Below are 12,219 nucleotides of genomic sequence, written 5' to 3'. Positions count from 1 at the left end.
CCACGCCCTGTTTGGATCTTTTGAGGGAGAGCCGCCGACAGTTCCTCTTCCGGTTCAGGCATTCCCGAGTTGCTGGCGTATTGCGCTATGCATCACGTAATGTCCACACGCGGTACTTCAGCTTGATCCGTGAGCGGATGGGCGGAGCACGCTTTGATGCGCGACGGCCATCCATTTCCTGGCTAGCGAACCTCTTCGAATCCGGCGAGGGCAGACGTCAGATTGGCTCCGAGAATCTCCGACAGATATCCGCCTTCCTGGACGAAGACGGTTGGTAGTCCCAACCGTGCGATGGCCGCGCCGATGCGCCGGAATCCTTCGGTGGTCACGGCAAGACCCGCGAGAGGATCATGCTCGGACGCATCGAGACCGAGCGGCACGACCAGGGCGCCGGGAGCAAAGGAACGGATCGTCTTTTCCGCTACGCCGAGCGCCTGAATATAGCCGTCATCCCCGGTGCCGATCGGCAGCGGAAGGTTGAGATTGGCGCCAAGTCCGGGACCCGCGCCGCGCTCGTGGGCATAGCCCCAAACGAAGGGGTTGAAGAAAGTCGGATCGGCGTGGATCGAAACCGTGAGGACATCGGGCCGTTCGTAGAAGATGCCTTGCGTGCCGTTACCATGATGGACGTCGATGTCGAGGATCGCCACGCGCTCATGCCTCAGCCGCAGATGGGCGGCCGCAACCGCGCTGTTGTTGAGATAGCAAAAGCCGCTGGCCAGATCGCGATAGGCGTGATGACCGGGAGGACGGCAGAGTGCGTAAGCCGCATCCTCGCCATCCGTAACCAGTTGAGCTGCCGTCGTCGCCACATCGGTGGCAGCGCAAGCGGCAGCCCAGGTGCCGGGGCCGATCGGACAGGACGTATCGATCGTATGCCAGCCGAGACGACCGACGATGTGGGTCGGGTAAGTCGCGGCGTTGCGGACGGGATGCATGTTGGCGATCATCTCGGGGCCTGAATCCCCAAGCGCGGACCAGGCGTCCCATGCCTCGGCGAGAAAGCCGAGATATTCCGGGCTGTGAACCCTTGCCCGCGGGCCCTGCCCGAAAGCAGTCGGCCCAACCAGATCGTGCTTGCCCGCCTTGAGCCCCGCGAGCAGCCGGTCGGCGCGTTCGGGCTGTTCGGTGGTACGCTTGATGACGCCGCGAACCAGAAAAAATTGCGGATCGTGGCTTCGATGCAGTTCGGTATAGACGGCCTTCACGCAGATACTCCCATCGCTGAAAAACAGAATGCTTGGGCGCCCGCTACCGTGCCGTCGGGCGCGCCGCTCGCGCCTGGTCATTATTTCGCACCAGCGGCCACGAGAGGAATCTCCCGCACCAGTTTTGCGACCTCCCGCCGGGCGTGACCGATGTGGTAATCGATATGCGCCACGATACGCTCCGGCCTTAACACGCATACGCGCTATTTGCACGAGACCGTGCTGGACTACGCCGAAAAGCTCCTGGCCACCTTCCCGGCCGAGATCGGCCACGTCATGTTCACTTGTACCGGCAGCGAGGCCAGCGACCTCGCTTTGCGCGTCGCCCGGACCTGCACCGGCGGCACCGGTTTCATCGTCACCGACAACGCCTGCCATGGCGTGACCAGCGCGCTGGCCGAACTTTCGCCCTCGCTCGGGCTGCCCGCGTCAAAGGACAGCCACGCGCGATTGGTGCCGGCGCCTCACCCGGCCACTGACGGCACCGGCGAAATCCTTGCGCGTCACATCCGCGATGCGCTGGACGACATGGAGAGACACGGCATCCGCCCGGCGGATTACGGGTCGATACCATCTTCTCGAGCGACGGCATCTTCGCCCACCCGCCTGGTTTCCTGCGGCCCGCGGTCGAAGCCATCCGGACTGCCGGCGGCCTGTTCATCGCCGACGAAGTGCAACCCGGCGCGTGCTGATCAGCGTCGCCGACTCACACGGCAATGTTCTCAAGATCCGACCACCGCTGGTGTTCGGTACCGGACATCCCGACCTGCTCGTCGAGAAGCAGGACCAGGCGTTGCTGGCCCTGGATCACGCCTGACGAGATCAACCAAAACGATCTTCGTATCTGGTGATGGCGAGTTCAGCCGGGTCGATCTCGGGCTTGCGGCCCGACAGCAGATCCGCGAGCACACGCCCCGAACCGCACGCCATGGTCCAGCCGAGCGTGCCGTGACCGGTGTTGAGATGGAGGTTGGCATAGCGGGTCGCGCCGATCACCGGCGGGCCGTCCGGCGTCATCGGCCGCAACCCGCTCCAGAATGTGGCGCCGGCCAGATTGCCGCCGCGCGGGAACAGGTCGGTCAGGGAATGGTCGAGCGTCGCCTGTCGGGCCGGATGGAGCTTGTTCGAATAACCTGACACCTCGGCGGTGCCGCCGACACGAATCCGGTCGCCGAGCCGCGTGATCGCCACCTTGTAGCTTTCGTCCATCACCGTCGATACCGGCGCCGCATCGGGATCGGCGATCGGCACCGTGATCGAGTAGCCCTTGACCGGATAGACCGGGATCGGAATGCCGAGCGGCCTGAGCAGGCGCGACGACCAGCTGCCGAGCGCGACCACATAGGCGTCGGCCCGCAACACGCCCACGCTCGTTGCTACACCGGCGATCCCCGTGGCGTCAGCCATCAGCCGCTCGATTGTCGTCTCGAGGCGGAACTGAACGCCGAGCTTCGCTGCCTGCGCCGCGAGCGCCTGCGTGAACATGTGGCAATCGCCGGTCTCATCCTGCGGCAACCGCAGGCCACCGGAGATCTTGTGCTTCACGGCGGCGAGCGCCGGTTCCGCGCCGACGCAGCCATCGCGATCGAGCACCTCGTACGGCACGCCATACTGCTTCAGCACCGCGATGTCGTCGGCGATACCATCGACCTGGGCCTGCTTGCGGAACAGTTGCAGCGTGCCGCGGCTGCGCTCGTCATAGCGGATCGCGGTCTCCGCCCGCAGCGCGCGCAGGCAGTCGCGGCTGTATTCGGCCAGCGGAATCATGCGGCTCTTGTTGACCGCATAGCGCGCCGAGGTGCAGTTGCGCAGCATCTTGGCGAGCCACAGCCACATCGCCGGATCGAGCTTCGGCCGGACCACCAGCGGTCCGTGCTTCATCAACAGCCACTTGACCGCCTTGACCGGCACGCCCGGCCCGGCCCACGGCGAAGAGTAGCCGGGCGATACTTCTCCGGCATTGGCAAAGCTGGTCTCGAGCGCAGTCGCCGCCTGGCGGTCGACGACCGTGACCTCGTGGCCGCTCCTTGCGAGATAGTAGGCGGTGGTAACGCCGATGACGCCGCCGCCGAGAACCAGTACCTTCACGATCGTCCATGCTCCCGCTGCAGCCGCCGCACTGTCGCGCTCGAAACTCTCCGCAGCCCTCGGACTAGCAAGGATCAGGCCACGCGCTTCAGCGCGTCGCCGAGTATCGTCACGATTTCGTCGATCTGGCCGCGCTCGATGATCAGCGGCGGCGACATCGCGATGATGTCGCCGGTGACGCGGACCACGAGGCCGCGGTTGAAGCAGTCGACCATGACATCGTAGGCGCGGCTACCTGCGGCACCCGGCCGTGACGACAGCTCGATGCCGGCGACGAGACCGATGGCGCGGATATCGATCACGTTGGGCGAACCCCGCAGCGAATGCATCGCGTCCTGCCAGTAATCGGCAAGTTCGGCGCCACGCGTCAGCAAGTTCTCCTTCCGGTAGATTTCCAGCGTCGCAAGCCCGGCCGCGCAGGCGACCGGATGGGCGGAATAGGTATAGCCGTGGAACAGTTCGATCTGGCTGGTCGGCCCGACCATCAGCGCATCGTGGATCTTGCGGCTCGCGAATACCGCGCCCAGCGGAATCGTGCCGTTGGTGATTCCCTTGGCGGAAGTGATGAGATCGGGCGTGACGCCGAAATAGTTGGCGGCAAAGGGGGCGCCGAGGCGGCCGAAGCCGGTAATCACCTCGTCGAAGATCAGGAGGATGCCGTGCTTGTCGCACAGCGCGCGCAGGCGCTGCAGATAGCCTTGCGGCGGGAGCAATACGCCGGTCGAGCCGGCGACAGGCTCGACGATAACCGCCGCAATCGTCTCGGAGCCGTGCAGCGCGACCAGACGCTCGACGTCATCGGCGAGTTCGGCGCCATGCGCCGGCAGGCCCCTGCTGAAGGCGTTGCGGGCAAGGTCGTGGGTATGGCTGATATGATCGACGCCCGGAAGATGCGTCGCGAACGCCCTGCGGTTGTTGACCATGCCGCCAACCGACATGCCGCCGAAACCGACGCCATGATAGCCGCGCTCGCGGCCGATCAAGCGGGTGCGCGTCGCCTGCCCGGCGGCGCGATGATAGGCCAGCGCAATCTTGAGTGCGGTGTCGACGGACTCGGAACCGGAATTGGTGAAGAAGACGCGATCGAGGCCGGCGGGCGCGATCGCCGCCAGCTTCTCGGCGAAATCGAACGCGATCGGATGCCCGATCTGGAACGACGGCGCATAGTCCAGCGCCATCAGTTGCCGGGAAACCGCATCGGCGATTTCCCGGCGGCCATGGCCGGCGTTGACGCACCACAGCCCGGCCGATCCGTCGATCACCTTGCGGCCATCGACCGTCGTGTAGTGGATGCCTTCGGCGGAGGCGATCAGGCGCGGCTCTGCCTTGAACTGCCGGTTTGCCGTGAACGGCATCCAGAATGCGTCGAGGGCTAACGTGTTCGGAATCTGGTGAATGGTCACGGGCGGGCTCCTGCTTGCGGCTTTCCGCATCGACATCATGTTGAAGAATATGCATCAAGTCCTTTTCTTATAACTTATAAGCCATTGATTTCACATCATTTGACTGATAGTCTTTGTGCAATCCGCAACACCCTCAACAGCAGCATCTCAAGTCCGGGAGTGGCTATGAGCATCGATGTCGGCGACCGGCTGCGCTTCGTCCGCAGCCGCAACAAATTGTCCCAGCGTGAACTCGCCAAGCGTTCCGGGGTGACCAACTCGACGATCTCGCTGATCGAATCCAACCAGATGAATCCCTCGGTCGGCGCGCTCAAGCGCATCCTCGACGGCATCCCGATGGGAATGGCGGAATTCTTCGCGCTCGAACCCGACCGGCCGCGCAAGGCATTTTACCGGGCCGACGAGTTGAGCGAGATCGGCAAAGGGCCGATCTCCTTTCGCCAGGTCGGCGACAACCTGTTCGGCCGCGCGCTGCAGATCCTGAAGGAGCGTTACGAACCGGGTGGCGACACCGGGCGGGTTCCGCTGGTCCATGACGGCGAAGAAGGCGGCATCATTCTCAGCGGCCGGCTCGAGGTGACCGTGGACAGCGAGCGCCGCATCCTCGGACCCGGCGACGCCTATTATTTCGAGAGCCGCCGGCCGCATCGTTTCCGCTGCATCGGCGCCAAACCATGCGAGGTGATCAGCGCCTGCACACCGCCGACATTCTGACGGCGACAAGGTTTGATCGAAGGACCGGCACCCCGTCAAAGGCGGTCCCGACACCTTGTGATCAGGTCGTCAAGGATCGCCATCGTCCCGCGCGGTCAAGGAAACGCTCACCCATCGAATAGCAGGCGCGGCGACCAGAACGATGGGCACCATGAGTGCCCAGGAAGTCAGCCATGACACCAGCCAATGGGCGACAAAGTCGCCGTCCACGAGAAACTCGTAGCTGGCGACGGCGGACGCCACCGCCGCCGTGAGGCCGGACTGAATGACCCCGAACAGGAAGTGTGCGTATCGTCGCGGAATCTTCGGCACGGCAGCTTTCCCGGGCGGGTCAGGCAGCCGCGGACTGCGCCCTCCGATTGGCTTCGAGCCTCCGGTCGACCAGAGCGACAATTCCATCGAGCACGGGATGACTCATGCCTTTCTGTCTTGCTACAAGCTGAACGAGCTTGTCCGCTCGTTCGATGTTCGAGGCACCGTTGTTGAGCGCACGCGCGGCAGACGCAGGACGCGAGAGGCTTTCGGCTGCGCCCGCGTACTTTTCGAACGGCACCAGTTCGTCCCGGGACGCGCCGATCTTCATGCAAACCTCGACCACGAAATCGTAGATCGAGCGCGATTCCTCCAGATCCGCATGAACGGCCTCCCGGGCCGTCCGCATGCCGTCCTCGGTGATGCACCGATAATTTCCGGCCATCAGCATCGCCCACTTGGCCAGCGGCACGAACACCGAATCGTGGAACCGCAGCTTCACCGGCAACTCCATCCTGCCGTCGAGAGCGTCGAAGCGCGCCGCATCGATCTCCCTCTCCAGGCGGCGCACGATCTCGTTGCCCTTCTCGACGTCGAAACGCGCGACCTTGAAATTCGTCGGAAGCGTCACCTGCAGCACGTTGGCCTTTGCATCGGGCGGCCTAATCGCCTGTGGGTCGGGACTGCAAAGCGTCAACGTTGCCGGATCGAAATTGTCCCATACGGCAGGCGCCGTATAGGCGGGCTTCAAGGACTCGACATCGAGCCCCGGGATGCGTCTCATATACGGCAGCGGCGGCATGTTCATAATGGACATGCAAGGGACCCCGGATGACGCGATGGCCTCCAGAAGCTCGCGGACCCCCGGCGATCCGTATTGCGGCTCCTGCATCGCAAGGCCGATCAGATCGTACTCGCGTGGATCGACATCCGCCGGGCCGCCCGCGAAGACCCTACCGGGCAGATTGCGGGAATCGAGTTCGATTTGTCCGTCGCGACCGCGCACTGGCATGCGGACGCGAAATCCTTCCGAATTGATCAGGTCGGCCTCGGCCGGCAGACACACCAACTTCACCAAATGTCCGCCGAAGAGTATCTTTGACGCCAGCAACGAACCGTAGGACGCACCGAGAATGAGGATGTTGTATTTCGACATCGGGTTTTTCCTGGAGGTTTCGGTCTCAGGTGCTCCGTTCAGCCGGTGCGACGGGTTCGGAACGAACAGGCGACGCGGCTAGGCCGGGACAGACGACAAAATTTCGACAAGGGCGGAAAGTCCGTGGACGCGATAGTCCGGTGCGAGACCGAATTCGTCCATTTGCATCCGCACCGCCTTGAACATCGTCAGCGGCGCGATCAGATCGCTCTTTCGGCAGGCCTCTCCCATCGCCTCGGGCGTCACGCGTTCGATCCAGACGGTGTTCAGCCCGGCGGATTTCGCGCCGATCGCATCCCACGGATTCGAGGACACGAACAGAATTTCGGCGGATGCGACCCCGAGGCGGGCCTCGACCAGCGCGTAGACCTCCGGGCTGGGCTTGAAAATCCGCTTGGAGTCGATGCTGATGGTCGCATCGAGTACGCTCTCCAATCCGGTATTTCGGACGAGCGTGGTCAGCATGTCGGTGCTGCCGTTGGATAATATCGCGAGCTTGTAGTCCTTCAGATCGGCAAGCGTTCGCCTCACGTCGGGGTAAAGCTCCAGGTGGACATATTTGTCCATTATCCGCTCGAACACTCTATCGTCGTGCTTCAAGCCAAGCGTTCTCAGCGTATAGACCAGCGATTCGCGGGTGATGACCGAGAAATCCTCGTAACGGCGCATCAGCGAACGAAGCCAGGTATATTCGAGCTGCTTGATCCGCCAAACCTGTGTGATCATTTCGCCGTAGCCGGGAAAGGCCTCGTCCGTGATCGCGGCTACCGATTGGATATCGTACAGGGTTCCGTAGGCGTCGAAGACAACTGCTCTTATGGTCACTGAACACCTCTCGTTCGAGATGACGATCGGCCCTCTCCGGGAAGCACGATCGCAAATTGGCGGGACGGTCCTCCGGTAGCGGTTATTCCGCTTCCACGCCGGTATGGACCTGGAAGAGAAACGCATCGAAGCGTTTCTCGTTGTCGAAGTCGCGTCCGGCAATCAGCGTGCCCAGAACTCCGCCCAGGAATCCGAGCGGTAGTGACACGATCGTGGGGTTGACGAGCGGCCACAAGGCATCCGCACCGCGCATCGCCGGCCCGATCATCGCCAGCACGACCGAAGACACCAGGCCAAGCGCCATTCCGCCGATCACCCCGCCGGTATTGAAGCGTCGCCAGAACAGCGAAAGGACCAGTACGGGAAAGTTGGCGCTGGCGGCGACGCAGATCGCGAGGATGACCAGCACCGCGACGTTGACGCCTTGCGCGAGGATGCCGAGCGCGATCGCCAGCACGCCGATGGCAACGGCGGCACCACGGGCGATCCAAACCTCCTGCTTTCCCTCGACCTGCCCGCGCTTGAACCAGTTGGCATAGAAATCGTGAGCGATCGCGCTCGATGTCGACAGCGTGAGGGCCGAAACCACCGCCAGAATGGTCGCCACCGCCACGGCGGCGACGAAGCCGAGCATCAGATCTCCACCGAAGCTCCCCTTGCCGCCGCCGAGATATTGCGCCAACAGCGGCAGCGTCAGATTGCCGCCCTTGTCCGCGGCACGGATCGCATCCTGCCCTATGAAATTGGCCGCGGCCAGGCCGAACAGCGTGGTGCACGCGAAGAAGGCGCCGGCCAGGAACATCACCCAGACTACCGACCGGCGCGCGGCCTTTGCGTCCGGCACGGTATAGAAGCGCGTCATGACATGCGGCAAACCCGCCAGGCCGAGGACATAACCGAGGCCCAACGAAATCTGGTCGAAGGGGTTCTTCAGATAATTGCCCGGTAGTAGATAATTGGCCGTGTATTTCTGTTCGGCCTGGGCGAACAGCGTCAATGGGTTGAAGTTGACCATGCCCAGGACCATCACGAGGATGATTGCGCCGGCGCTGAGCATGAGCACCGCCTTGACGATCTGGACCCAAGTCGTCGCGAGCATTCCACCGAACGCGACGTAGACGATCATGCTGATACCGACGAAGATCACCGCCCAGTCGTAGGAAATGCCGGTGAGCAGTCGCACCAGAACCCCCGCGCCCGCCATCTGCGGCATCAGGTAGGCGAAATTGACGACGACGGTTCCCGCGATGACTGCGAGAAGCGAGGTTCGCGTCTGCATTCGGCTGCGAACGATGTCGCCGAGGGTATATTTCCCGGTGTTCCGCATCGGCTCGGCGATGAGAAAGAGTACCGTGCAGAAAGCGACCAGAGGCCCGAGGGCATAGAATGCTCCGTCCATTCCATAAAGCGCGGTGAGTCCGGTGAATCCAAGGAACGCCGCAGCGCTGCACCAGTCCCCGGCCAAGGCAAAGCCATTCTGGGCCGCGGTAAGTCCGCTGTCGGCGGCATAGAAATCGCTGGTAGTCGCGGTGCGCCTGGCCGCCCAATAGGTGATCCCTAGGGTGATCAACAGGATGACCGCGAAGATCCCGAGAGTGATGCTCATTTCAACGTTCCCTTCCAGCAATTTCCAAAGCAGCGCGCGCCGCCAAGGGATCGAACTTGTCGCGAGCGATGCGGCCGTAGGCGATCGCAAGCAGCCAGGAGAGCAGGTAATTGAATGCGATGAGGACAAATCCCAGGTTCACCGCGCCGAAGATCTTCGTCCCCACCCAGCCCTTGGCAAACGCGGCGAGCACGGTCAGGCCGATGTAGCCGGTCATGAAGAGGACCGTCATCGGTACGAGGTATTTGATCTTTTCGCCTATCAGCGCTCTCACCGAGGCGTGCGCAGCCTCTGGCGATCTTCCGTTGCCGGCCATTTGATTTCCTCCCGTTAGCCCTGGACGCGTCTTCAATGCTCCGGATGTCCGGGCATGGCGGCCGGTATTCCCGCTTGTTCCCGCGGGTTCGCCGAGTTGCTTCGGCAATGGCAATGCGTCTTTACGAGAGCGGCCGTAAGTGACAAAATGAATAATAACGATGATGAGTATCGAATTGTTCGATTATGAGGCCCGATCATGAACTTCGACATCGATTGCCTCCGTTCATTCGTGGTCGTCGCCGACACCATGAGCATCTCGCGAGCCGCAGAGAGTGTCGGACGGTCGCAATCGACCGTCAGCCAGCAGATTGCCAAGCTGGAGACCCAGGTGGGAAAGGCCCTGCTGGTGCGTCGGAAAGGGCTCGTGATCGAATTGACGTCGGAAGGCGGAAAGCTGCTTCAGTTCGCGAGGCGAATACTTCAGCTCAACGACGAGGCGTATGCTTCCATGTCCGACGACGTACTCACGGGTTTCGTCCGGCTCGGCGTGCCGTTCGATTTCTTCGGGCGCGACTTCGCCACATGGCTCGCCGCATTCAAGAACAAGCATCCGATGGTCGGCCTTGAGATCGAGGCCAATCAGTCCGAGACTCTCTCAAAGCGCAGCGCACGCGGCGAATTCGATCTTGCCTTCTTCAAGCAGGAAGCCGGAGCGAAGAACGGCACCGTCGCGTTGCGCGAGCAACTGGTTTGGGTGAGCGGCCCCAATTACTCTCCTGACGCGCTGCACTCCCTCCCTCTGATTCTTTTTCCGGAAGGCTGCGCCTACCGGCGCTTCGCGATCGCCGCATTGAAGGATCAGAATCGACCGTGGCATCTGAGCTTCGTCAGTCCGAGCTTCGAATGCCTCAAGTCGGCAGCAGTGGAAGGACTTGGAATAACCGTGCTCGCCCGCGCTTTGGTCACGCCCCCGCTACGCGTGGTCCGTCACGGCTATGGACTGCCGCAGCTGCCGAGCGTGGACCTGGTCTACTCTTACGGCCGCCGCAGCAATTCTCGCGTGGTCAGCGAACTCGCCAACCACCTGGCCGATAGCCTCACCGACTCGGCTCCCCCTCGTGCGCATTAGCATCGCGCCGTCCAGGCCCGCCCACGCAGTGAGGGACGGTCGGCATAGCCCGCGGTCCCGGCTTGATGCAGGACTATGGGGCAGTCAAATCGGATAATGCTGCGGACCGGTCTCGATCGTGATCCATCGCAGCTCGGTGAATTCGGCGATGCCGGCCTTGCCGCCGAAGCGGCCGTAGCCGGAGGCCTTGACGCCGCCGAACGGCATTTGCGCCTCGTCGTGCACGGTCGGCCCGTTGATGTGGCATATGCCGGACTCGATCCGCTTCGCCACTTCCAGCGCCCGCGCAATGTCGCGGCCGAATACCGCCGCCGACAATCCGTACTCGGTATCGTTGGCGACCCGCACCGCTTCGTCCACGCCGTTGACGCGGACGATGGAGACGACCGGGCCGAACGATTCCTCGCCATAGATCCGCATCGTCGACGTCACGTGGTCGACCACGGTCGCCGACATCAGTGTGCCGTCGACCTTGCCACCGGCCACGACGCGCGCGCCCTTCCCGATCGCATCCTGGATCAGGCCCTGGATCCGGTTGGCGGCCTCGACCCCGATCAGGGAGCCGAGCGCGGTATTGCCCTTGCGGGGATCGCCGGCCACCAGCGTTTCCGCCTTGGTCGCGAGCTTGGCGACAAAGGCGTCGGCGACTTTCTTGTCGACCACGATCCGTTCGGTCGACATGCAGATCTGCCCCTGGTTCATGAACGCACCGAAGGCTGCGGCTGCAACCGCGGCATCGATGTCGGCGTCGTCGAGAACCAGCAGCGGCGCCTTGCCGCCGAGTTCGAGCAGCGCCGGCTTCAGATATTTCGCGGCGGTCTGCGCGATGATGTGCCCAACCCGCGTCGAGCCGGTGAAGTTGATGCGGCGCACGGCGGGATGCGAAATCAAGGCATCGATCAGCCCCGGCGCGTCTTCCAGCGCATTGGTGATGACGTTCAGCACGCCCGGCGGCAGGCCCGCCTCGCGCAGGCATTCGGCGATCAGCCGGTGCGTGCCGGGGCAGATTTCGGAGGCCTTGAGGACGACGGTATTGCCGCAGGCCAAAGGCAGCGCGATCGCGCGCACGCCGAGGATGACCGGCGCATTCCAGGGCGCGATGCTGAGCACGACGCCGGCGGGCTGGCGGATCGCCATCGCGATGCAACCGGGCTTGTCGGAGGGGATCACCTCGCCGGAAATCTGCGTCGTCATCGCCGCCGCCTCGCGCAGCATGCCGGCGGCGAGATGGACATTGAATCCCGCCCAGCCGGCGGTGGCGCCGGTTTCCGCCGCCATCAGTTCGATGAACTGCGGCGCCTTGCTCGCCAGCACGTCCGCTGCCTTGAGCAGGATGGCGCGGCGCTGGCTCGGCCCGGTCGCCGACCACGCCGGAAAGGCCGCCGCCGCGGCGTCGGCTGCGCGCTTGACGTCGGCGATCTTGGCCGCCGCCGCGCGCGTGGCGACCTCTCCCGTCATTGGGTTGAGGCGCTCGAAGGTCACGCCGTCGATCGCCTGAACGTCCTTGTTCTCGAGCAACAGGTTGATCTGATTCATCGCCCTCTCCTCCCTAAAAGATTCCGCGGCCCCTGTTGGTCCGG

The 12,219-nt window shown here is 63.4% G+C and carries 13 protein-coding genes; 3 read left to right on the top strand and 10 right to left on the bottom strand.

The window, feature by feature from the left end:
- Positions 1-182: 182 nt before the first annotated feature.
- Positions 183-1,208, bottom strand: coding sequence for a histone deacetylase family protein (locus KMZ68_RS10490; RefSeq protein ID WP_215615698.1), 1,026 nt, complete (start codon positions 1,206-1,208; stop codon positions 183-185).
- A 227-nt stretch (positions 1,209-1,435) separates the two neighbouring features.
- A complete protein-coding gene (locus KMZ68_RS26120) occupies positions 1,436-1,570 on the bottom strand; it encodes a hypothetical protein (RefSeq protein ID WP_256443701.1) in 135 nt (44 codons plus the stop codon).
- A 323-nt stretch (positions 1,571-1,893) separates the two neighbouring features.
- Here KMZ68_RS26120 and KMZ68_RS26115 point away from each other — a divergent pair, with 323 nt between their 5' ends.
- The gene (locus KMZ68_RS26115) at positions 1,894-2,025 is read left to right on the top strand and encodes a hypothetical protein (RefSeq protein ID WP_256443700.1); all 132 of its coding nucleotides are present in this window, start codon (positions 1,894-1,896) and stop codon (positions 2,023-2,025) included.
- A gap of 5 nt (positions 2,026-2,030) precedes the next feature.
- On the opposite strand, the gene KMZ68_RS10485 is transcribed toward KMZ68_RS26115, so the two are convergent.
- A complete protein-coding gene (locus KMZ68_RS10485) occupies positions 2,031-3,296 on the bottom strand; it encodes a D-amino acid dehydrogenase (protein WP_215615697.1) in 1,266 nt (421 codons plus the stop codon).
- A gap of 74 nt (positions 3,297-3,370) precedes the next feature.
- Positions 3,371-4,651, bottom strand: coding sequence for an aspartate aminotransferase family protein (locus KMZ68_RS10480; RefSeq protein ID WP_249779629.1), 1,281 nt, complete (start codon positions 4,649-4,651; stop codon positions 3,371-3,373).
- Positions 4,652-4,864: 213 nt separating this feature from the next.
- Here KMZ68_RS10480 and KMZ68_RS10475 point away from each other — a divergent pair, with 213 nt between their 5' ends.
- Positions 4,865-5,413: a cupin domain-containing protein gene (locus tag KMZ68_RS10475; protein WP_215606756.1), complete on the top strand. Its 549-nt coding sequence runs from the start codon at positions 4,865-4,867 to the stop codon at positions 5,411-5,413.
- Positions 5,414-5,482: 69 nt separating this feature from the next.
- Here KMZ68_RS10475 and KMZ68_RS10470 read toward each other — a convergent pair whose 3' ends face one another.
- The 5 genes from KMZ68_RS10470 to KMZ68_RS10450 all read right to left on the bottom strand — a co-directional run bounded on the left by KMZ68_RS10470 (position 5,483) and on the right by KMZ68_RS10450 (position 9,568).
- On the bottom strand, positions 5,483-5,725 hold the full coding sequence (locus KMZ68_RS10470) for a DUF2798 domain-containing protein (RefSeq protein ID WP_215615695.1): 243 nt from the start codon (positions 5,723-5,725) through the stop codon (positions 5,483-5,485).
- A gap of 19 nt (positions 5,726-5,744) precedes the next feature.
- Complete coding sequence (locus tag KMZ68_RS10465) at positions 5,745-6,821, bottom strand: hypothetical protein (RefSeq protein ID WP_215615694.1); 1,077 nt, start codon at positions 6,819-6,821, stop codon at positions 5,745-5,747.
- A gap of 78 nt (positions 6,822-6,899) precedes the next feature.
- On the bottom strand, positions 6,900-7,646 hold the full coding sequence (locus KMZ68_RS10460; protein WP_215615693.1) for a haloacid dehalogenase type II: 747 nt from the start codon (positions 7,644-7,646) through the stop codon (positions 6,900-6,902).
- An 82-nt stretch (positions 7,647-7,728) separates the two neighbouring features.
- The gene (locus KMZ68_RS10455) at positions 7,729-9,273 is read right to left on the bottom strand and encodes a solute symporter family protein (RefSeq protein ID WP_249779583.1); all 1,545 of its coding nucleotides are present in this window, start codon (positions 9,271-9,273) and stop codon (positions 7,729-7,731) included.
- The gene (locus KMZ68_RS10450) at positions 9,254-9,568 is read right to left on the bottom strand and encodes a DUF485 domain-containing protein (RefSeq protein ID WP_215615692.1); all 315 of its coding nucleotides are present in this window, start codon (positions 9,566-9,568) and stop codon (positions 9,254-9,256) included. Before KMZ68_RS10450 ends, KMZ68_RS10455 begins: the two co-directional genes overlap by 20 nt.
- A gap of 198 nt (positions 9,569-9,766) precedes the next feature.
- On the opposite strand from KMZ68_RS10450, the gene KMZ68_RS10445 reads away from it, so the two are divergent.
- Positions 9,767-10,639 (top strand): LysR substrate-binding domain-containing protein, encoded by an 873-nt coding sequence (locus tag KMZ68_RS10445; protein WP_215615691.1) that lies wholly within the window; start codon positions 9,767-9,769, stop codon positions 10,637-10,639.
- Between the two features lie 84 nt (positions 10,640-10,723).
- On the opposite strand, the gene KMZ68_RS10440 is transcribed toward KMZ68_RS10445, so the two are convergent.
- A complete protein-coding gene (locus tag KMZ68_RS10440) occupies positions 10,724-12,175 on the bottom strand; it encodes an aldehyde dehydrogenase (protein ID WP_215615690.1) in 1,452 nt (483 codons plus the stop codon).
- Between the last annotated feature and the right edge of the window lie 44 nt (positions 12,176-12,219).

The organism is Bradyrhizobium sediminis, assembly GCF_018736105.1.
In the GTDB taxonomy this organism is placed as follows: Bacteria; Pseudomonadota; Alphaproteobacteria; order Rhizobiales; family Xanthobacteraceae; genus Bradyrhizobium.
The sequence above is the reverse complement of the archived record's forward strand: the minus strand, read 5'-3'. Positions and strand labels throughout refer to the sequence as shown.

What these genes read in the sequence shown, in the direction of transcription:
- KMZ68_RS10480 (WP_249779629.1), bottom strand. Translation starts at nt 4,651, where the DNA reads ATGCCGTTCACGGCAAACCGGCAGTTCAAGGCAGAGCCGCGCCTGATC.
- KMZ68_RS10475 (WP_215606756.1), top strand. Translation starts at nt 4,865, where the DNA reads ATGAGCATCGATGTCGGCGACCGGCTGCGCTTCGTCCGCAGCCGCAAC.
- KMZ68_RS10465 (WP_215615694.1), bottom strand. Translation starts at nt 6,821, where the DNA reads ATGTCGAAATACAACATCCTCATTCTCGGTGCGTCCTACGGTTCGTTG.
- KMZ68_RS10450 (WP_215615692.1), bottom strand. Translation starts at nt 9,568, where the DNA reads ATGGCCGGCAACGGAAGATCGCCAGAGGCTGCGCACGCCTCGGTGAGA.
- KMZ68_RS10445 (WP_215615691.1), top strand. Translation starts at nt 9,767, where the DNA reads ATGAACTTCGACATCGATTGCCTCCGTTCATTCGTGGTCGTCGCCGAC.
- KMZ68_RS10440 (WP_215615690.1), bottom strand. Translation starts at nt 12,175, where the DNA reads ATGAATCAGATCAACCTGTTGCTCGAGAACAAGGACGTTCAGGCGATC.